The 19,268-nt window shown below is 70.9% G+C and carries 19 protein-coding genes; 10 read left to right on the top strand and 9 right to left on the bottom strand.

The window, feature by feature from the left end; all coding sequences use genetic code 11:
- Positions 1-131: 131 nt before the first annotated feature.
- The 4 genes from HED23_RS04230 to HED23_RS04245 all read left to right on the top strand — a co-directional run bounded on the left by HED23_RS04230 (position 132) and on the right by HED23_RS04245 (position 4,347).
- The gene (locus tag HED23_RS04230; protein WP_203182076.1) at positions 132-1,010 is read left to right on the top strand and encodes a bifunctional methylenetetrahydrofolate dehydrogenase/methenyltetrahydrofolate cyclohydrolase; all 879 of its coding nucleotides are present in this window, start codon (positions 132-134) and stop codon (positions 1,008-1,010) included.
- 18 nt (positions 1,011-1,028) lie between these two features.
- A complete protein-coding gene (locus HED23_RS04235) occupies positions 1,029-1,661 on the top strand; it encodes a DUF3017 domain-containing protein (protein ID WP_203182077.1) in 633 nt (210 codons plus the stop codon).
- Between the two features lie 456 nt (positions 1,662-2,117).
- Entirely contained in the window at positions 2,118-3,182 is a 1,065-nt protein-coding gene (locus HED23_RS04240) for a helix-turn-helix domain-containing protein (protein ID WP_203182078.1), read from the top strand.
- Between the two features lie 175 nt (positions 3,183-3,357).
- Positions 3,358-4,347, top strand: a complete 990-nt coding sequence (locus tag HED23_RS04245) for a malate dehydrogenase (protein ID WP_203182079.1) — start codon at positions 3,358-3,360, stop codon at positions 4,345-4,347.
- 86 nt (positions 4,348-4,433) lie between these two features.
- Here the strand turns inward: HED23_RS04245 and HED23_RS04250 are convergent, their stop codons facing one another.
- Positions 4,434-5,177 carry an isocitrate lyase/PEP mutase family protein gene (locus HED23_RS04250; RefSeq protein ID WP_203182080.1) on the bottom strand — a complete coding sequence of 248 codons (744 nt, stop codon included), beginning with the start codon at positions 5,175-5,177 and terminating at the stop codon, positions 4,434-4,436.
- Positions 5,178-5,251: 74 nt separating this feature from the next.
- Positions 5,252-5,758, bottom strand: a complete 507-nt coding sequence (locus tag HED23_RS04255) for a carboxymuconolactone decarboxylase family protein (protein ID WP_203182081.1) — start codon at positions 5,756-5,758, stop codon at positions 5,252-5,254.
- A gap of 47 nt (positions 5,759-5,805) precedes the next feature.
- On the opposite strand from HED23_RS04255, the gene HED23_RS04260 reads away from it, so the two are divergent.
- The 3 genes from HED23_RS04260 to HED23_RS04270 all read left to right on the top strand — a co-directional run bounded on the left by HED23_RS04260 (position 5,806) and on the right by HED23_RS04270 (position 8,809).
- Positions 5,806-7,206, top strand: coding sequence for a PLP-dependent aminotransferase family protein (locus tag HED23_RS04260; RefSeq protein ID WP_203182082.1), 1,401 nt, complete (start codon positions 5,806-5,808; stop codon positions 7,204-7,206).
- Between the two features lie 132 nt (positions 7,207-7,338).
- Entirely contained in the window at positions 7,339-7,614 is a 276-nt protein-coding gene (locus HED23_RS04265) for a hypothetical protein (RefSeq protein WP_203182083.1), read from the top strand.
- A 7-nt stretch (positions 7,615-7,621) separates the two neighbouring features.
- Positions 7,622-8,809, top strand: a complete 1,188-nt coding sequence (locus tag HED23_RS04270) for a glutathionylspermidine synthase family protein (protein WP_203182084.1) — start codon at positions 7,622-7,624, stop codon at positions 8,807-8,809.
- 32 nt (positions 8,810-8,841) lie between these two features.
- On the opposite strand, the gene rocD is transcribed toward HED23_RS04270, so the two are convergent.
- From rocD to HED23_RS34900, 4 genes are all read right to left on the bottom strand, one after another.
- Positions 8,842-10,047, bottom strand: coding sequence for an ornithine--oxo-acid transaminase (gene rocD / locus HED23_RS04275; protein ID WP_203182085.1), 1,206 nt, complete (start codon positions 10,045-10,047; stop codon positions 8,842-8,844).
- A 206-nt stretch (positions 10,048-10,253) separates the two neighbouring features.
- The gene (locus tag HED23_RS04280; RefSeq protein WP_203182086.1) at positions 10,254-10,883 is read right to left on the bottom strand and encodes a hypothetical protein; all 630 of its coding nucleotides are present in this window, start codon (positions 10,881-10,883) and stop codon (positions 10,254-10,256) included.
- A gap of 259 nt (positions 10,884-11,142) precedes the next feature.
- A complete protein-coding gene (locus HED23_RS04285; protein ID WP_238441838.1) occupies positions 11,143-12,033 on the bottom strand; it encodes a hypothetical protein in 891 nt (296 codons plus the stop codon).
- Positions 11,999-12,730 carry an RNA polymerase sigma factor gene (locus HED23_RS34900; RefSeq protein ID WP_386474007.1) on the bottom strand — a complete coding sequence of 244 codons (732 nt, stop codon included), beginning with the start codon at positions 12,728-12,730 and terminating at the stop codon, positions 11,999-12,001. Before HED23_RS34900 ends, HED23_RS04285 begins: the two co-directional genes overlap by 35 nt.
- 54 nt (positions 12,731-12,784) lie before the next feature.
- On the opposite strand from HED23_RS34900, the gene trpS reads away from it, so the two are divergent.
- Together trpS and HED23_RS04300 are read left to right on the top strand one after the other, a co-directional pair.
- The gene (gene trpS / locus HED23_RS04295; protein ID WP_238441839.1) at positions 12,785-13,798 is read left to right on the top strand and encodes a tryptophan--tRNA ligase; all 1,014 of its coding nucleotides are present in this window, start codon (positions 12,785-12,787) and stop codon (positions 13,796-13,798) included.
- Between the two features lie 90 nt (positions 13,799-13,888).
- A complete protein-coding gene (locus tag HED23_RS04300; protein WP_203182089.1) occupies positions 13,889-14,479 on the top strand; it encodes a 2'-5' RNA ligase family protein in 591 nt (196 codons plus the stop codon).
- A gap of 82 nt (positions 14,480-14,561) precedes the next feature.
- Here HED23_RS04300 and HED23_RS04305 read toward each other — a convergent pair whose 3' ends face one another.
- A complete protein-coding gene (locus tag HED23_RS04305) occupies positions 14,562-15,320 on the bottom strand; it encodes a decaprenylphospho-beta-D-erythro-pentofuranosid-2-ulose 2-reductase (RefSeq protein WP_203182090.1) in 759 nt (252 codons plus the stop codon).
- 260 nt (positions 15,321-15,580) lie between these two features.
- Positions 15,581-16,930 carry an FAD-binding oxidoreductase gene (locus tag HED23_RS04310; RefSeq protein WP_203182091.1) on the bottom strand — a complete coding sequence of 450 codons (1,350 nt, stop codon included), beginning with the start codon at positions 16,928-16,930 and terminating at the stop codon, positions 15,581-15,583.
- 128 nt (positions 16,931-17,058) lie between these two features.
- Between HED23_RS04310 and HED23_RS04315 the strand changes: the two genes are divergently transcribed.
- The gene (locus HED23_RS04315; RefSeq protein WP_203187351.1) at positions 17,059-18,000 is read left to right on the top strand and encodes a YihY/virulence factor BrkB family protein; all 942 of its coding nucleotides are present in this window, start codon (positions 17,059-17,061) and stop codon (positions 17,998-18,000) included.
- On the opposite strand, the gene HED23_RS04320 is transcribed toward HED23_RS04315, so the two are convergent.
- Positions 17,948-19,198 carry a D-alanyl-D-alanine carboxypeptidase family protein gene (locus tag HED23_RS04320; RefSeq protein ID WP_238441840.1) on the bottom strand — a complete coding sequence of 417 codons (1,251 nt, stop codon included), beginning with the start codon at positions 19,196-19,198 and terminating at the stop codon, positions 17,948-17,950. The genes HED23_RS04315 and HED23_RS04320 overlap by 53 nt on opposite strands.
- Positions 19,199-19,268 lie beyond the last annotated feature (70 nt).

Here is a 19,268-nt window from a genome sequence, read left to right on the forward strand (position 1 = left end):
GGGCCTTATCGTCGTCGTGACGTCCGCTTTTTGTCCAGCTGATTGCCGAATGTGTTGTGCAAGTGCAATCTCCCGTCCACGTGGCAGGCTGGATTGGTATGCGGGCGGGGTCATCCGCGAGGATGGGTGTCATGACTGCCCAGATTCTCGATGGCAAGGCCACCGCAGCTGCGATCAAGTCCGATCTGACCGTCCGCGTGGCGGCCCTCAAGGCACAGGGCATCACACCCGGCCTGGGAACCCTCCTCGTCGGCGACGACCCGGGCAGCCGCTGGTACGTGAACGGCAAGCACCGTGACTGCGCCCAGGTCGGTATGGGCTCCATCCAGCGCGAACTCCCCGACACCGCCACCCAGGAGGAGATCGAGGAGGTCGTACGGGAGCTCAACGCCAACCCGGACTGCACGGGTTACATCGTGCAGCTCCCCCTCCCCAAGGGGATCGACACCAACCGCATCCTGGAGCTGATGGACCCGGCGAAGGACGCGGACGGGCTGCACCCGATGAGCCTGGGCAAGCTCGTGCTGAACGAGCAGGGCCCGCTGCCCTGCACCCCGCAGGGCGTCGTCACCCTGCTCCGCCGTCACGGCGTGGAGATCAACGGCGCCCATGTCGTCGTCGTCGGCCGGGGTGTCACCATCGGCCGTCCCCTTCCGCTGCTGCTGACCCGCAGGTCCGAGAACGCGACCGTCACCCAGTGCCACACCGGCACCCGTGACCTCTCGGCACATCTCAGGCAGGCCGACATCATCGTCGCCGCCGCCGGAGTGCCGCACCTCATCAAGCCCGAGGACGTGAAGCCGGGCGCGGCGGTGCTGGATGTCGGCGTCAGCCGGGACGAGAACGGCAAGATCGTCGGCGACGTCCACCCCGGTGTGGCCGAGGTGGCCGCCTGGGTCGCCCCGAACCCGGGCGGTGTCGGCCCCATGACGCGAGCACAGCTGCTCGTCAACGTGGTCGAGGCGGCCGAGCGCGCAGCCGCCGAGGCCGACGCCGTGTCCGCCGGCTGACCCGGGCGGAGGAACGTCATGGGCGCTGGTACGAGTCCGGCGGACGGTACGCACGCGGACGGTACGGCCGGGCGGGCGGCAACGCCCGAAGGGGCAGGGAAGCCCGAGGAGGCCCGGCCGGCCGGTGAGTCCGGTACGCCGGAGGAACCAGGGAGGAGCGGGGAGGCCGAGGCCCTAGGGTCGGCCTCCGCCGACACGCCCGTCGCCGACGGGGACGGGGCTGTTGCGGCAGCCGGGGGCAGCGGCTCGACCTGGGAGCCCTCGCGCCGCTTCTCGCTGACCCGTGACACCGCGCGCCCCGAGGGCGGCGGCCGGGCGGCTCCGGGGGATGCTCCCGCCCCCGCCCGCCAGTGGCCGCTGCTCACGGTGCTCTGCACCGCGGGGCTCGGGCTGCTGATCGTGGGAGCCGATCCCTTCGCCGAGGCGTTCAGGATCGGCGCGATGCTGATGGGCGTGGCGCTGCTCGCCGGGGCGGTGCTGCGCTGGGCGGTCCCCTCCGTCGGCATGCTGGCCGTGCGGTCCAGGTTCACCGACCTGGTCACGTACGGCCTGATGGGCGCCCTGATCGTGCTGCTCGCACTGATGGCGCAGCCCGAGCCGTGGCTGAAGGCCCCGTTCCTGCAGGACGTGGTCCACTTCACGATCCGCTGAAGGGTGTCCGTCCCCTCCCCCGAGAAGGGACGGACACCTGAACAGGGAGCCGTTCCAAGAAGCGCCGGAATGCGGTGACTTGAGCGGCCTTGCCCTGTCCTGAGACAAGCGTCATGGACATGAGGTGCTGGTTCAAGGGGTGCCTGGTGCCTGTGGCACGGAAGTGACCATTCCGGCACGGTGTGATCGTCACGCAACGGTGGGAGCCCCGGGGGGTACGGGCCACGTCACGCAACGGTGGGAGCCCGGGGGTACGGGCCTACGGCGCACAACGGAGCCTGGGCTCATACCGAATGCCCCCGTGCGCCTCTTTGTCCGGAACTGGCATGCTGGTTCCGTGCATCCTTCTGGGTAGTCCGGAGCGCGGAGCCGGCCGTTCCGACTGCAGAGGAAGTGACCGGCGCCGGTGCGGGGGTGCGCCGGGAGCGTCCGGGGGAATCGACTGGGGGGAAAGCAATGCCTCGTTGGAAGGCACTACCGGAAGAACTCGATCCGCAGATGCGGGAGTTCGTGGGTCAGCTGCGCAGACTGGTGGACCGCAGCGGGCTGGGCCTGGCGGCGGTCGCCGACCGCACGGGCTACAGCAAGACGTCTTGGGAGCGTTATCTCAACGGCAGGCTGCTCGCGCCGAGGGGGGCGATCGTCGCGCTCGCAGAGGTGACGGGGACTCAGCAGCACCATCTGACGACCATGTGGGAGCTGGCCGAGCGGGCCTGGAGCCGCTCCGAGATGCGGCACGACATGACGATGGAGGCCATCAGGATCTCGCAGGCGCGTGCGGCGCTCGGCGAGGCGGGTGTCGCCGCGGCCCCCGTGGCGAGCAGGCGTGCGGCCGGCGGGACCACGGGAGTCTCGACCGCCGCAGGGCCCGGGGGAGCGGGTCGCGGCAGCGGCCGTCCCCCGTCCGTGCCCACCCAGCGCGGCGCGGTACCCGGTATTCCGCAGCAGCCGCAGCCGGGCTCAGTGCCGGATTCCGCCGGGGGCGGACCTCGGACGGCCGAGGGGCCCGGAGGCCGCCGGGGAGGCGGCCGCCGCCGTGTGACCCTGTTCCTCGGGAGCGCTGTGGGCGCCCTCATGCTGATAGCGGGTGCAGTGCTCCTGACCGATCTGGGCGGCGACGACAGCACAGGCGCGGTGGCCGCGACGCCTTCCGCGGAGCCCGGCACCAGTGCGCCCCAGCTGCCCACCGGAGTCGAGTGCCGCGGTGCGGACTGCACCGGGCAGGACCCGGAAACCATGGGCTGCGGGGGCCAGTTCGCCGGCACGGTCGCCAGGGTGACGGTCGGCGGCGGTCTGATCGAGGTCCGCTACAGCGAGACATGCGGGGCGGCGTGGGCCCGGATCACCCAGGCGTCCCCGGGCGACATAGTGAAGATCACGTCCGCTTCGTCGGAGCAGGACGGCACGGTGTACGCCGACGCCGAGGCGTACACGCCGATGGTCGCCGTGAAGAAGGCCTCCGACGTAAAGGCCTGCGCGACCCTGGCCTCCGGGGCGACCGGCTGCACCACGCCGGAGTGATACGAGGGGCGGCTGCGCTGCGTGACGGACTGTGTGCGGTCCCACAGGGGGGCGGGCGGCCCGGGCGACGAGGGTCGGATAGCCTGACCGCTGGATATCTCTTCACGTCAAGATTCAGAGGTATCCAGCACCAGGGGCAGGGACCCCCACCGCCAGCTGTCTAACGGAGATCGCCATGACCCGCACTCCCGTGAATGTCACCGTGACCGGCGCAGCCGGCCAGATCGGCTACGCGCTGCTCTTCCGCATCGCCTCCGGCCACCTGCTCGGCCCGGACGTGCCGGTCAACCTGCGACTCCTCGAGATCCCGCAGGGCCTGAAGGCCGCCGAGGGCACCGCCATGGAGCTCGACGACTGCGCCTTCCCGCTGCTGCGCAACATCGAGATCACGGACGACGCCAACGTCGGCTTCGCCGGCGCCAACGTCGCCCTCCTGGTCGGCGCCCGCCCGCGCACGAAGGGCATGGAGCGCGGCGACCTGCTGTCCGCCAACGGCGGCATCTTCAAGCCGCAGGGCAAGGCCATCAACGACAACGCCGCGGACGACATCAAGGTCCTCGTCGTCGGCAACCCGGCCAACACCAATGCCCTCATCGCGCAGGCCGCCGCCCCGGACGTACCGGCCGAGCGCTTCACCGCGATGACGCGCCTCGACCACAACCGCGCGATCTCGCAGCTGGCCGCCAGGACCGGTGCCGCCGTCTCCGACATCAAGCGTCTGACGATCTGGGGCAACCACTCGGCGACCCAGTACCCGGACATCTTCCACGCGGAGATCGCCGGCAAGAACGCCGCCGAGGTCGTCAACGACGAGGCCTGGCTGGCCGACACCTTCATCCCGACCGTCGCCAAGCGCGGCGCCGCGATCATCGAGGCCCGTGGCGCGTCCTCGGCCGCATCGGCCGCCAACGCCGCCATCGACCACGTGCACACCTGGGTCAACGGCACCGCCGAGGGCGACTGGACCTCGATGGGTATCCCGTCGGACGGCTCCTACGGTGTTCCCGAGGGCATCATCTCCTCCTTCCCGGTCACCACGAAGGACGGAAAGTACGAGATCGTCCAGGGCCTGGACATCAACGAGTTCTCCCGTGCGCGCATCGACGCGTCGGTTCAGGAGCTCACCGAGGAGCGCGACGCCGTCCGCGAGCTCGGCCTGATCTGACGGGCTCCCGGCCACCGGCCGGACCCGGAACCGCAATGAGGGCGCCCCCGGCAGCGAATGCCGCCGGGGGCGCCCTCATGCGTGGCTCAGCGGCCGGCGAGCCGGTCGGCCAGGCCGCGTACGGCCTCCACGGCCCTGCGCTGCAGTTGTGGCCCGAAGGTGATGCGCGCAGCGCCCAGTTCACCGAGCCTCCGCGTCGCGGACGGGCCGTCGGGGGTGCCGAGGGCGTTGAGCGGCACGGTGACGGCAGCCGCCAGCCGGGGAAGGGAGTCCGCCGGGGCCATGATCGGATAGACGCAGTCCGCACCGGCTTCGGCGTAGAGCCGGGCGCGGGCGATCGTGTCCGCCTCCGCCTCCGCGTCCGTCGCACCCGGGGTGCCGTGGACGTACGTGTCGATGCGCGCGTTCACGAAGAGGCCGCCGCCCGCCGCGGCGCGGACCCGCGCGAGCCGGTCGGCCTGCTCGCGCGGGTCCACGAGGACTCCGTCGACGGAGTCCTCCAGATTGCAGCCGACCGCACCGGCTTCCAGCAGACGCCCGACGAGTTCGTCCGGGGCCAGCCCGTACCCGGCCTCGATGTCCGCCGACACAGGAACGGACACCGCTCGCGCGATCCTGGCCACCGCCGCGAACATCACGGCGGCGGGCGTCTGCCCGTCGGCGTACCCGAGGGACGCGGCGACACCGGCGCTCGGGGTGGCGAGCGCGGGAAAGCCGGCTTCCTCGAACGCCTGCGCGCTCGGGACGTCCCACGGGCCGGGCAGGACCAGGGGAACGCCGGGCCGGCGGCCGTGGTGCAGCGCGCGGAAGACGGATGCGGGGTCGGTCATCAGGACTCCGGGGCGAAGTGGTGCGTACGGGCGGAAGGGGTGTGACGGGCCCTGTCTCGCAGTGGCGCAGTGGCTCAGTGGCTGCCGGGGGTGTGGTGCCCGGGAGCCAGCCGGCACGTCACGCCGAAGCGGTTCCACGCGTTGATCACCGTGATGGAGGCGATCAGCTGGGCGAGCTCGGCCTCCTCGAACTGCTTGGCAGCCTTCGCGTACACCTCGTCCGGGACGAACCCGTCGGTCAGGATCGTCACCGCCTCCGTCAGCTCGATCGCCGCCAGTTCCTTCTCCGTGTAGAAGTGCAGCGACTCCTGCCAGGCGCTGAGCTGGACGATGCGCTCGACGGACTCGCCGGCCGCGATCGCGTCCTTCGAGTGCATGTCCAGGCAGAAGGCGCAGTGGTTGAGCTGAGAGGCGCGGACCTTGACCAGTTCGAGCAGAGTCGGGTCGAGACCCTTACGGGACGCGGCGTCCAGCCGGACCATGGCCTTGTAGACATCGGGGACGAGCTGCGCCCACTGCAGGCGGGCCGGGTGCTCGGGGGCGTACTCAGAGGTCGCGTGGTTCTGTGTGTGCGTCGTCATGGGAACGACGCTAGTCGGCGGGTGGCGCAGCGGTATGGTCCATTTCCATGACAGATTCCTGGGCCGCTTTCGGGGCCGACCTGCATATCGAACCGCTCGGCGCGGGTCTGCGCAGCGGGCTGATGAACGCGCTGCGGGAGGCCGTCCGGAGCGGCCGGCTGGCACCGGGCACCCGGCTGCCCTCCTCCAGGACGCTGGCCGTGGATCTCGGGATCGCACGCAACACCGTCGCCGACGCCTATGCCGAGCTCGTGGCCGAGGGGTGGCTCACCGCGAGGCAGGGATCCGGGACCAGGGTCGCGCAGCGCGCCGACGCGGCCGGGCCGGAGTCCAGGCGTGTCCCGTCCCGGCCGGTGCGGGGGCGGCCCACCCACAACTTGATGCCGGGGTCGCCGGACCTCTCGGCCTTCCCGCGCGCCGAATGGCTCAAGGCGTCGAGGCGCGCCCTCGGCGCCGCGCCGGACCAGGCCTTCGGGTACGACGACCCACAGGGCCGCATCGAGCTGCGTACCGTCCTGGCCGGTTATCTGGCGCGAGCACGCGGGGTGTACGCGGATCCTGAGCGCATCGTGATCTGCTCCGGGTTCGTCCAAGGGCTCAGCTTGATGGGGAAGGTGCTGGCACAGCGTGGGGTGCGGGAGGCGGCCGTCGAGTCGTGCGGGCTGGACATCCACTGGAATCTGCTGAACGGGGCCGGCCTGGCCACTCCGTGCCTCCCGGTCGACGAGCTCGGGGCCAGGACGGGGGAACTGGGCGGTATGCGCCATGTGGGCGCCGCACTGCTGACTCCCGCCCATCAGTTCCCCACGGGAGTTCCGCTCCACCCCGACCGGCGGGCCGCGGCGGTCGACTGGGCGCGGTCCTCGGGCGGCCTGCTCCTCGAGGACGACTACGACGGCGAATTCCGCTACGACCGGCAGCCCGTGGGCGCGCTTCAGGGGCTCGACCCGGAACGGGTCGTCCACATGGGAACGGCGAGCAAGTCGCTGGCTCCGGGGCTCCGGCTGGCCTGGCTGGTGCTGCCGGAGGGGCTGGTGTCGGAGGTGTGCGACGCCAAGGGCGGTCCCGAGTGGATGACCGCGACGCCGGACCAGCTGACCCTCGCGGAGTTCATCGCGTCAGGGGCGTACGACCGGCATGTGCGCGCCATGCGGCTGCGCTACCGGCGCCGTCGCGACCAGCTCGTCCAGGCACTCGCCGAGCGGGCACCGGGCTTCCGGGTGACCGGCATCGCGGCGGGGCTGCACGCTGTACTCGAACTCCCCGAGGGCACGGAACAGTCGGTCGTCCAGGCGGCCAACTGGCAAGGGCTCGCGCTGGAGCGGCTGTCGCGCTTCCGGCACCAGGACGCGGAACCGGGCCGTGAAGGGCTGGTCATCGGCTACGGAACACCGTCCGAGAGCGGTTGGGCAGGGGCGCTCGACGCCCTCTGCCGGGTGCTCCCGTAGCCGGGGAGGCCGGGGCGCGCGGAAGGAGTGGGCGGCACCGGGTTTCAGCGGAGAGGGCCGTGCATCTAATCTGACTGGCAGTTCGCGGGTCGGCGGACGCAGGCTCGTGGGTACGACGGGGGAGAACAGAACATGAACAGGCGCAGGCTGAGGTCGAGCACGGTCGTGCTCGGCGGCATGGGAATGCTCGCGGCAACGCTCACCGCTTGCAGTTCGGAACCGGACGAGCGTTGCGTCGATCCGGTGACCCAGGAGATCCTGCCGAGCTACGAGTGCGAGGACAGCAGCGGCAGCGGCAAGTACTACTACGGGGGCAGCAGCAGCAACAACCGGGTCTCCGGCGGCAGCTTCGACAAGTCCGCGGTCGAACGCGACGGATTCGGCTCCTCCGGCTCCAGCGGCGGCTGAGACCCTCATGGAACGCCGCACCATGGAACCGCGCCCCGGCTGGCAGGAGACCGTCGAGGAGCAGGGGCTGATCTACCCCCTGACCCGCTACCCGGACGGATCTCTGCGCCCCTACTGGGACGAGAGTGCCTACTACGTCTTCTCGCTGCCCGAGGTCGAGGCCTTGGAAGAAGTCGTGGAGGAGCTCCATGCGATGTGCCTGGCCGCCGCCGCACACATCGTCGAGCACGACCGCTTCGCCGATCTCGGCATCACCGACCCCCGGCTGGTGCGCCTGGTCGCCGAGTCCTGGCGGCGCCGTGCCGAACTTCCCTCCCTGTACGCCAGGTTCGACCTGCGCTACGACGGGGCCGGCCCCGCCAAGATGCTGGAGTACAACGCGGACACCCCCACCTCGCTCGTGGAGGCCGCCAGTCCCCAGTGGTTCTGGATGGAGGACCGCTTCCCCGGGGCCGACCAGTGGAACTCCCTGCACGAGCGTCTCGTCGACGCGTGGAAGCGGCAGGCCCCGCTGCTGCCGCCCGGCCCCCTGCACTTCGCCCACTCCGACGGTGACGAGCTGGGCGAGGACCTGATGACGGTGGCCTATCTGCGGGAGACCGCCGCTCAGGCCGGGATAGACACCGAGGCGCTCTCCGTCGAACGGATCGGCTGGGACCGGCTGTCCGGCCGCTTCGTCGACGAGCGGCTCCGCTTCATCCGCAGCTGCTTCAAGCTGTACCCGTGGGAATGGCTGACGACCGACCGCTTCGGCCCGCACGTACTGGACACCCTCGACAACGGCGGCGGCACCGGGAGCACCTGCTGGATCGAGCCCGCCTGGAAGATGCTCCTCTCCAACAAGGCGCTGCTGGCCATCCTCTGGGAGCTGTACCCGGATCACCCCAATCTCCTCCCCGCCTACCTCGACGGCCCCCGCGAACTGGCCGGCGCCGGCGGAGCGGGATACGTCGCCAAGCCGCTGCTCGGCCGTGAAGGTGCCGGGGTCACCGTCCACGAACCGGGCAGCGCCCCTGTGACGCGCGACGAGCCCTGCTGCTACCAGGAGCTGGCGCCCCTGCCCGACTTCGCGGGCAACCGTGTGGTTCTGGGTGCCTGGGTGGTCGAGAACGAGTCCGCTGGGCTCGGCATCCGGGAATCGGCGGGGCTGATCACGGACGAGTACGCCCGATTCCTGCCCCACGTCATCCTCTGAACGCGTGATCGCCCGCCCCCGCTGATCCGGATTCAGTCGGCCAGCACGCCGCGGAGCTGCTCCAGGCCCCAGTCCAGGTCCTCCTTGCTGATCACCAGGGGTGGGGCGATCCGGATCGTGGAGCCATGGGTGTCCTTGACCAGCACCCCGCGGTCCATCAGCTTCTCCGAGATCTCCCGGCCCGTCCCGAGAGCCGGGGAGATGTCGACCCCTGCCCACAGACCCCGTCCCCGCACCGCCCGCACCGCGTCGCCGCCTGTCAGCAGTCCCAGCTCGTGGTGGAGATGGTCGCCCAGCTCGGCGGCGCGCTGCTGGAACTCCCCGGTGCGCAGCATCGCGACCACCTCCAGGGCGACCGCGCAGGCGAGCGGATTACCGCCGAACGTGGATCCGTGCTCGCCCGGCCTGTAGACCCCGAGCACCGCGGCTGAGGACACGACGGCCGAGACGGGCACCACACCACCGCCCAGCGCCTTGCCCAGCACGTACATGTCGGGCACGACACCCTCGTGCTCACACGCGAACGTCCGCCCGGTGCGGCCCAGACCCGACTGGATCTCGTCCGCGACGAACAGCACATTCCTCTCCCGGGTCATCTCCCGCACCCCTGCCAGATAACCCGGCGGCGGGACCAGAACACCTGCCTCGCCCTGGATCGGTTCCATCAGCACCGCGACGGTGTTCTCCGTCATCGCTTCGGACAGTGCTGTGAGGTCCCCGTACGGCACGATCTCGAAGCCCGGTGTGTACGGGCCGAAGTCGTCCCGCGCCTCGTGGTCGGTGGAGAAGCTGACGATCGTGGTCGTCCTGCCGTGGAAGTTGTCGGTGGCGACGATGATCTTCGCCATTCCGTCCGGGACGCCCTTGACGCGGTAACCCCATTTGCGGGCCGTCTTCACCGCTGTCTCCACAGCCTCCGCCCCGGTGTTCATGGGGAGGACCATCTCCATGCCGCAGAGCTCGGCGAGCTGCGTACAGAACTCGGCGAAACGGTCGTGGTGGAAGGCGCGGGAGGTCAGCGTGACGCGTTCGAGCTGAGCCTTCGCCGCGTCGATGAGACGCCGGTTGCGGTGTCCGAAGTTGAGTGCCGAGTAGCCCGCGAGCATGTCGAGGTAACGGCGGCCCTCGACATCGGTCATCCATGCGCCGTCCGCCGAGGCGACGACGACCGGCAACGGGTGGTAGTTGTGCGCGCTGTGCGCCTCTGCGGAGGCGATGGCGGTGTCCGTGGTCGACACGGGATCTCCGTTCGTCGTGCGGCGTGGGCGGGGTGTGCCCACTTTGTATCGTCGGTCGGATTCAGGACCCGGAAACCTTCCGCGCGCGGCGCGCCCCCGTCCTCGCCTCCTGCGGCGCTGCCTCCTTCCGCAGCGCCGCCTCCTCAGGCCACAACCTCCGCCTCCCGCTCCCGCAGCGCTGTCGCGTCCCCGTGAGCTGCCGCAGCTCAGCCGTCCAGGAGCTCCTGACGCCGGGAGCCGGGCTCCCGGATGCGGGCCCTTGAGCGCAGGGTCGCCAGGGTCAGCGCGGACCCCACCACGAGGCCGGGTATCGCCCACCACCAGTGGCTCAGGAGCGCGTACCTCCCTGAGGTTTCCGGCGCCGCCGACGAAGCGGGCACCGCTGCGGAAGCGGGCTCCGCCGCCGGCGGCTGCGGATCGGCCTTCCGTCCGAACAAGCTTTCGCTCTCCCAGGGCTCCGGGAAGAGAGCCGGGGCTGCCTTCTCAGGGCTCGGCCTGCCCATCAGACCGAGCTCCTCCAAGAGCGCGACCAGCCTTTCCGGCTCGGACGCCCGGTGCCAGTGACCTCGATAGGTGTCAGGGACTTCGGTCGCGGTGTGGATCCAGACGGTGCCCGGAGACGCACCCGGGAAGACCCGATCGGTCCTGGCCGGCTGCAGATCGAGAGCCATCCACGCCACATTGATCTGCCGGGCCCCCGCCGAGCCGTCCAGTGACGAAGGCCGCGACCGCTGGCCCTCGTCCCCCGGGCCGAGCAGTGCCTCCAGCGAGCCGTACCTAGCGTCGGAGCCGCTGAGCGCAGCTGCCTCGCCGCTCGACGGAGACGTGATCAGCACACTCGTCGGCCCTCCTGCCGACGCACCGGGTGCCGACAGCAGGCCCATGCCGAGCGCCATCGCGAGAACGGCGAAACAACGTGCCCCCCGGGCCCTCCTGCTCCTCCCCCCGAGCCCCGCACTCGCCCTCGTCCTCAGTTGTCGTCGCATGTCGTCCCCCTGCTCCGACCCGTCCGGTCCCTCCGGACAGCGTCACCTCGGATACACCGGCCGAGGCCGTCAGGTTCCGTTCGGCGGGGCCCTGCCGCCTCCGGACCGCTCAGAGCGTGGACTCGGCGATCGCACGCGCCCGTGCCGGCTCGTCCACGCCTTCCAGCCGGAACGTCATCCGCCCGTCCCGCATCCACAACAGGGTCGGCCCGGCGGTCCTTTCACTCCTGACCCACCGGTCGCCGTTCTCCTCAATCATCATGAACTCCAGGACATGCGGCCCCGCGAACCATGCCGCGTCGGACTGCCCCGCAGCCCGGCCGTCCTGCTCGCCGTCCCCACCATCGCGGTGCAGCTCCAGCCACTGCGGCTTGATGCGCACCTGCTTGGTGAAGTACGGATCGAGGCCGGACGCGAACGAATCGAGCCGTACCGTCCGCCCGCCCTCACGCCAGCACAGCGTGACCATCGACCGCCCTTCAGGCAGCCCGCTCACCGCCACGGTGTCCGGAGTCCCGAGCACGCCGGGCACCACCGGCCGGAAGCCCGCCCGCCGGACCGCCTCGTGCATGGGCACGCCTATGCCGCATTCCGGCTCCCGGACCTCCTGGCCGGCGGAATCGCCGGGCGGACCGGGTGCCCACCGCACCTCGACCCCTCCGAAGCGGAACCATTCGGCCACTGCCGCCCGCACCGGGGGCGTGAGCACCAGGACCACGAGCAGGCCCGAGAGGACGGCGGCCAGAACACGCAGATGTCCGCGGGACCACGCCCGGATCCGCTCCAGGTGCCCCGGTGGCTCTCGCACGGGCACGGGCACCGCGTCCGCGACGATCTGAGCCAGGACCCGCTCGGCCATCGTCGCGCCGTCGGTGTCAGGGACCACCAGCCCGTCGCGCAGCGCCATCAGCTCAGCCCGCAGCCGCGCCCGCTGCCCCTCCTCCGGCCGCCCGGAGCGCTCAGGGTCAGCTCCGCCCGTCTCGTCCATCGCCCTGTCCATCGCGCTCACCTCCCTTCCGCTCGTCCCGCTCCGGGCCCAGCTGCCCGCCGAGCCGCCGCTCCAGCTTCTTCAAGGCGCGGTTCAGCCGGGATTTCACCGTCCCCCGTGGCCAGCCGAGAGCTTGTGCCGTCTCCGCCTCGCCCATCTCCAGCAGATAGCGGCAGGTCACCACCTGACGCTGTTCCTCACTCAGCTCGTCCAGAGCGGCGGTCAACAGCGTCCGTCGTTCACCGGCGAGGGCGGCCACCGCGGGGTCCGCCGAGTCGGGTATCACCGGATCCGCGCCCCGGTAGCCGGCCTCACGGCCGGCCACCGCGCGCGCCCGCCCGGCGGAGCGGACCGTGTTTCTCGTCTCATTCATCACGATGCTCAGCAGCCACGGCCTGAAGGACGCGCCGTCACGGAAACGCCCCAGGGCCTGATATGCCTTGAAGAAGGCGGACTGCACCACGTCCTCCGCCTCCGCCCCCGCCCCGAAGGCGGCCGCCGCCCGCAGCGCGACCCCCGTGTGGGCGCGCACCAGCTGCGCGTATGCCTCCGCGTCCCCGGCGCGCACACGAGCGATCACCGCGGCCTCGCCGCCGTCCTGGCTCCCGGACAACCCTCCGGCAGGCCCGTCACCACCGCTGCCACCCGCGTCGTCGATGGTGCGGCCCTCCTCCAGGCCCGGCTGTGGAGCCCCTTCCCGCGTCCTCACATCTTTCCTACACCGGTTGCCGGAGATCGGTTCCACACCTGAGACAATGAGTTCATGGCCTCTGATCGACCCCGCGTGCTCTCCGGAATCCAGCCCACAGCAGGCTCGTTCCACCTCGGCAACTATCTCGGTGCGGTCCGCCAGTGGGTGGCGCTGCAGGAGTCCCACGACGCCTTCTACATGGTGGTGGACCTGCACGCGATCACCGTGCCGCAGGACCCGAGGGAACTCCGGGCCAACACCCGTCTCGCCGCCGCCCAGTTGCTGGCGGCCGGGCTCGATCCGGAGCGCTGCACGCTCTTCGTCCAGAGCCATGTCCCCGAACACGCCCAGCTCGGCTGGATCATGAACTGCCTCACCGGTTTCGGCGAGGCGTCCCGCATGACGCAGTTCAAGGACAAGTCCGCCAAGCAGGGCGCCGACCGGGCGACCGTGGGCCTCTTCACCTACCCGGTCCTCCAGGTCGCCGACATCCTGCTGTACCAGGCCGACCAGGTCCCGGTAGGCGAGGACCAGCGTCAGCACATCGAGCTCACCCGGGATCTCGCCGAGCGTTTCAACGGCCGCTTCGGCCAGACGTTCACCATCCCGGCGCCGTACATCCTCAAGGAGACGGCGAAGATCTTCGACCTGCAGGATCCGGCGATCAAGATGAGCAAGTCGGCGTCCACGCCGAAGGGCCTGATCAATCTCCTCGACGACCCGAAGGTCACCGCCAAGAAGGTCAAGAGCGCGGTGACCGACACGGACACCGTTATCCGGTTCGACGCGGAGAAGAAGCCCGGCGTCAGCAACCTCCTGAGCATCTACTCCACCCTCACCGGCACCGCCGTCGCGGATCTCGAGCAGAAGTTCGAGGGCAAGGGCTACGGGGCGCTGAAGACCGACCTCGCCGAGGTCATGGTGGAGTTCGTCACCCCGTTCCGGACCCGGACCCAGGAGTACCTGGACGACCCGGAGACACTGGACGCCCTCCTGGCCAAGGGTGCCGAGAAGGCCAGGACCGTCGCAGCCGAGACGCTGGCGCAGACCTACGACCGGATGGGCCTTCTGCCTGCGAAGCACTGAGTCCAAGGACCCTGGCGGGACCACGGCCGAAGGGGTCACACTGGCGTCGGCACGACCGAAGAACGACCTTCGACGATTGAGGAGAACGATGTGGGGACCGTAACGCTTGGCGTTTCGATCGCGGTCCCGGAGCCGTACGGCAGCCTGCTCCAGGAGCGGCGCGCGAGCTTCGGGGACCCTGCCGCGTACGGCATCCCCACCCACGTCACCCTTCTTCCGCCGACCGAGGCCGAGGCGGCCGACCTGCCGGCGATCGAGACCCACCTCTCGCAGATCGCCACGGCAGGCCGTCCCTTTCCCATGCGGCTCTCCGGCACGGGCACCTTCCGCCCGCTGTCGCCGGTCGTGTACGTCCAGGTCGTCGAGGGTGCGTCGGCCTGCTCCTGGCTCCAGAAGCGGGTCCGGGAGGCCTCCGGGCCCCTGGTGCGTGAACTGCAGTTCCCGTACCACCCGCACGTGACCGTGGCGCACGGCATCGAGGAAGAGGCCATGGACCGCGCGTACGAGGAGCTCTCCTCGTACGAGGCGGCCTGGACCTGTGGTTCCTTCGCCCTGTACGAGCAGGGCGCGGACAGCGTCTGGCGCAAGATCAACGAGTTCCCGTTCGGAGCCGGCGGCAACGCGCCCGCCGTACCGGCCCAGGGCGGCAGTTCCACGGACCAGCCGTCCCTGCACCCCTGAGCAGGTACCGGGCCGACCCCGTCGCGTCCGGTGCGGGCCGGGCCCTCGCGGGCCGGGCGCGGACCTGAACCGTACGCGGCGCCTACCGCACCGCCAGGCGCCGGAACAGCGGACGCGGCACGTGCCGCAGGGCCGACATCACCACCCGCAGCGCCCCTGGAACCCACACAGTCTCCGAACGCCGCCGCAGCCCCGTCACGATGGCGTCGGCGACCGCGCCCGGGGTCGTGGCGAGCGGTGCCTCCTCGCGCCCAGCCGTCATCCTTGACCGTACGAAGCCGGGACGTACGACCATCACGTGTACGCCCGTCCCGTGCAGCGCGTCGCCGAGCCCTTGCGCGAAGACGTCCAGGCCCGCCTTGCTGGAGCCGTAGATGAAGTCGGCGCGCCGGGCACGTTCACCTGCCACGGACGAGAGCACCACCAGCGATCCGTGGCCCTGCGCCTGTAGTGCGCCGGCGCATACGAGGCCGGCGGAAACCGCCCCCGTGTAGTTGGTCTGTGCCACCCGGACCGCGGAGAGGGGTTCCTCCTCGTCGCGCGCCTGGTCGCCCAGGACGCCGAACGCCATCAGCACCATGTCGATGTCGCCCTCGGTGAAGAGTTTCCCCAGCACCTCCTCGTGCGAGGCGGAGTCGAGCGCGTCGAAGGCGACGGTACGGACATCGGCCCCGAGCTCGCGCAGCTCGGATGCGGCCCGTTCGAGTGCGGGGGAGGGCCGCCCGGCCAGCCTGACGGTCCGGGTGCGCCGGGCGATCAGCCGCCGCGCGGTGGCCAGGCCGATCTCCGAGGTACCGCCGAGGACGAGCAGGGACTGCGGGGCACCGAAGGCGTCCTTCACGGGATAACTCCTAGCGGGATGACAGAACGGGTGTGGCGAGCGAGCCGCAACAGCGGTGGAGCGGATGGAGCGGGCGGACAACGGCGGAGCGGGCGGAGCAGCGGTGGAGCGGATGGGGACGGGCCACAGAACGGGGAGAGGGCCACCGGGCGGGCGGGAGGGCCGTGACCGGGTGGAGCAGCGCCTGCGGCGGCGAACAGGACCCGGAGCGTCACACAGCGGCCAGGCGAGGCCGCCCGTCGTGCGCACAGCGGCAGACGTCAGAGCGCGAGGCGGCGGGACAGGTCGGACCGGAAGGCCCCCGCCGGGTCCAGCTCCTCGCGCAGCGCCCGGAACTCGGGCAGCCGCGGGTACATCGCGGCCAGCAGACCGGGCCGCAGCCGCGCGTCCTTCGCCAGGCAGACCCGGCCCCCTGCCGCCGCCACCTCCTCGTCCAGTCGGTCGAGCAGACGGGCAAGACCGGGCAGGCCGGCGGGCAGTACGAAGGAGAGCGTCCAGCCGGGCGCGGGGAACGAGAGCCAGCCGGGGCCGCCTTCCCCGAACCGTTTGAGCACGGCGTGGACGGCTGGGCACCGGCGCACGGTCAGCTGCCTGACGATGCGGTGCAGGGTCCCCTCATGGCCGTGTCCGACGGTGAACTGGTAGTGGACTGAGCCGCCGCGACCGGGCAGACGACTCCAGCGGGGGGCGGCGTCCAGGGGATGGAAGAAGGTGGAGACCCTCTGCAGCTCGCCGGTCCGCGAGACAGGGGCACTGCGGTAGCGGATCTCGTTCAGGACCGCCGCCTGGACCGGGCCCGCCAGCCCCCCGGGGATCAGCGCGGACACGGTGGGAAGCCGTCCCGGACGGAACGCGAGCGCCGTGCGCCTGGCGCGCGCTGGGAGCGCGTCCAAGGGCGCGTGCTCCCCGCGGGTGACGACGGCCCGCCCCGTCGCCCTTCCCCGGGCCAGGAGGTCGATCCAGGCAGCCGCATACGGCGTGCGGTCCCCGCACGCCGTGAGCCGAGCCAGTGCCTCGTCCAGGTCGGCCGCCCGTGCGGTGTCGACCGACATCAGAGCGCTGGTGACCGGGCGCAGGCCGAGGGTCGCGGAGAGGACGACGCCGGTCAGCCCCATGCCGCCGGCGGTCGCGGCGAACAGATCGGTGCCGGGCGGCACCGTACGCACCTCGCCGTCGGCGGTCAGCAGTTCCAAGGAGCGCACGTGCCGGGTGAACGAGCCCGCGGTCCGGTGGTTCCTGCCGTGGACGTCGGAGCCGATCGCTCCGCCGACGGTGACATGGCGGGTCGCTGGGGTGACCGGGACGAACCAGCCGAGCGGGAGCAGTGTCTCCATCAGGCGGTGCAAGCTCACCCCGGCATCGCAGACCACCGTTCCCGCGCGTGCGTCGAACGCGCGGATCCGGTCCAGCGCGGTCATGTCGATCACTGAGCCACCGGCGTTCTGCGCGGCGTCACCGTGGGCGCGTCCCAGCCCCCGGGCGACGACCCCACGGGGCCCGCGGCCCCGCACGGCGGCCGCGGCGTCTTCGTACGTACGGGGGCGGAACCGCAGGGCGGTCGTCGGGGCGGTACGGCCCCAGCCGGACAAGGACACGGTGTCGACAGACATGGTCGTGACCGTATCGCCCAGCAAAACCCTTTTGAGGGATTTGTTACAGCACTCACCGAAATGGGTGATTGATGATCCGAGAGGCCGCCCCCGCCGGTTTTCCGCGCCCGGAGGGGTACGCGTACGTCATGGACTGGCTGAAGAAACTCCCCGTCATCGGGCCGCTCGTCGCACGGCTGATGGAGACGCACGCCTGGCGCTCCTACGAGACGCTGGACCGGGTCCACTGGACCCGTCTCGCCGCGGCGATCACCTTCCTCAGCTTCCTCGCGCTCTTCCCGCTGATCGCCGTCGGCGCCGCGGTCGGCGCCGCGCTGCTCTCCCCCGAGCAGCTGGACGAGATCAAGGAGAAGCTCGCCGACCAGGTGCCGGGCATCTCGGACCAGCTCGGCATCGACAGCCTCGTGGCCCACGCGGGCACGGTGGGAGTCGTCGCCGGTGTGCTGCTGCTCTTCACCGGCATCGGCTGGATCGGCTCGATGCGGGACTGCCTGCGCGCGGTCTGGGAGAAGGACGACGTGGACGAGGGGAATCCCATCGTCCGCAAGCTCAAGGACGCCGGTCTGCTACTGGGCCTCGGCGGAGCGGCCCTCCTGACGCTCGCCGTGTCGACGGTCGCCTCCACGGCCATCGGCTGGACGGTCGACCACCTGGGGATCCCCGAGAACGGTGTGGGCGGGGTGCTTCTCCAGGTGTCCGCCGTGGCCGTCGCGGTCCTCGCGGACTTCCTCATCCTGCTCTACCTGCTGACCCTGCTGCCCGGGGTGGAGCCGCCGCGCCGACGCCTCGTCGTGGCCGGGCTGGTCGGCGCGGTCGGCTTCGAGCTGCTCAAGCTGCTGCTCGGCAGTTACATGCGGGATGTCGCGTCGAAGAGCATGTACGGCGCGTTCGGCGTGCCGATCGCGCTCCTCCTGTGGATCAACTTCAGCGCGAAGCTGCTGCTGGTCTGTGCCGCCTGGACGGCGACGCCGAGCAAGGACAGCGGCAGCGGCCCCGCGCAAGGGAAGGGCACGGACATCAGCGACGGGGGAGGCGACGCACCAGGTCGGGCAGCGGCCAGCGCCGGTTGACCAGGAACACTCCGGCGGCCAGGGCCACCAGCAGCCCACCGGCGACCGACAGCGCGGTCCAGACCCCGTTGGTGCCGGCCGTGGCCGTCGTGGCCGCCGCCGCAGCCGCGTGCTCCTTCTTCTCGGGCTTCTCCCCGCCGGCCGCGGCCTCGGAGCCCTTGGCCGCCACGGCGGACTTCGGTGGCACCAGCTCACCGACCGGGGTCACCTTGCCTCCGGCTGAGAAACCCCAGTCGAGCAGGCTCGCCGCCTCCTTGTAGACGGCGTGGCTCTCGTCGGACGAGGGGTGCATGACCGTCACCAGGAGCACCTTCCCGTCGCGTTCGGCGATTCCGGTGAAGGTGTTGCCCGCGTGGGAGGTGTAGCCGTTCTTCACGCCCGCGATGCCCTTGTACGGCTCCACCCCGATGTCGCCGGTCATCAGCCGGTTGGTGTTCCGGATCTCGAAGGTCTCCCGCTTCTTGCCCTTCTTCTGCTCGCCGGGGAACGTCGCCGTCGCCGTCGCCGCGTACTCGCGGAAGTCGGCCTTCTGCATCCCGCTGCGGGCGATCAGCGTCAGGTCGTACGCGCTGGAGACCTGCTTCGGCGAGTCGTAGCCGTCGGGCGAGACGACCGTCGTGTCCAGGGCCTGGAGCTCCACGGCGTGACGCTGCATCGCGGCGACCGTCGCGGGCACCCCGCCGTACATCTCGGACAGCACGTGCACCGCGTCGTTGCCGGACTGGAGGAACACCCCGAGCCACAGGTCGTGGACCGTGTAGGTGTGGTCCTCCTTGACGCCCACGAGGCTGCTGCCCTCGCCCACGCCTGCGAGTTCCTCCTCGGTCACCGTGTGGGTCAGGGTCTTCGGCTGCAGGGCGGGCAGCACGGTGTCGGCGAAGAGCATCTTCAGGGTGGAGGCGGGCGCCAGCCGCCAGTGGGCGTTGTGGGACGCGAGCACCTGCCCGCTCTCCGCGTCGGCGACGATCCACGACCGTGCGCTGAGCTTCTTCGGCAGGACCGGGGCGCCGGGCCCCAGTTCGACCTGGGTGCCCACCGCGCCCAGCCGCTCACCACCCAGGGTCGACATCGGGCCGGTCGGCTTCGGCTGTTTGTCGTCGGTCTTGTCCTTGTCGGCAGCCCCCGCGGGACTGACGACGCATACGGACAACAACGCGGCGGAGAGGACCGTCATCACGGTCTTTTTCAGAGCAGGCACGGTCGGAAACGTACAGTGCGTTGCTGAGTATGGGGACCCGGATGGGCTGACCCGCCGTGCATACCGCCGG

Origin of the sequence: Streptomyces pratensis (genome assembly GCF_016804005.1) — a bacterium.
Taxonomy (GTDB): domain Bacteria; phylum Actinomycetota; class Actinomycetes; order Streptomycetales; family Streptomycetaceae; genus Streptomyces; species Streptomyces pratensis_A.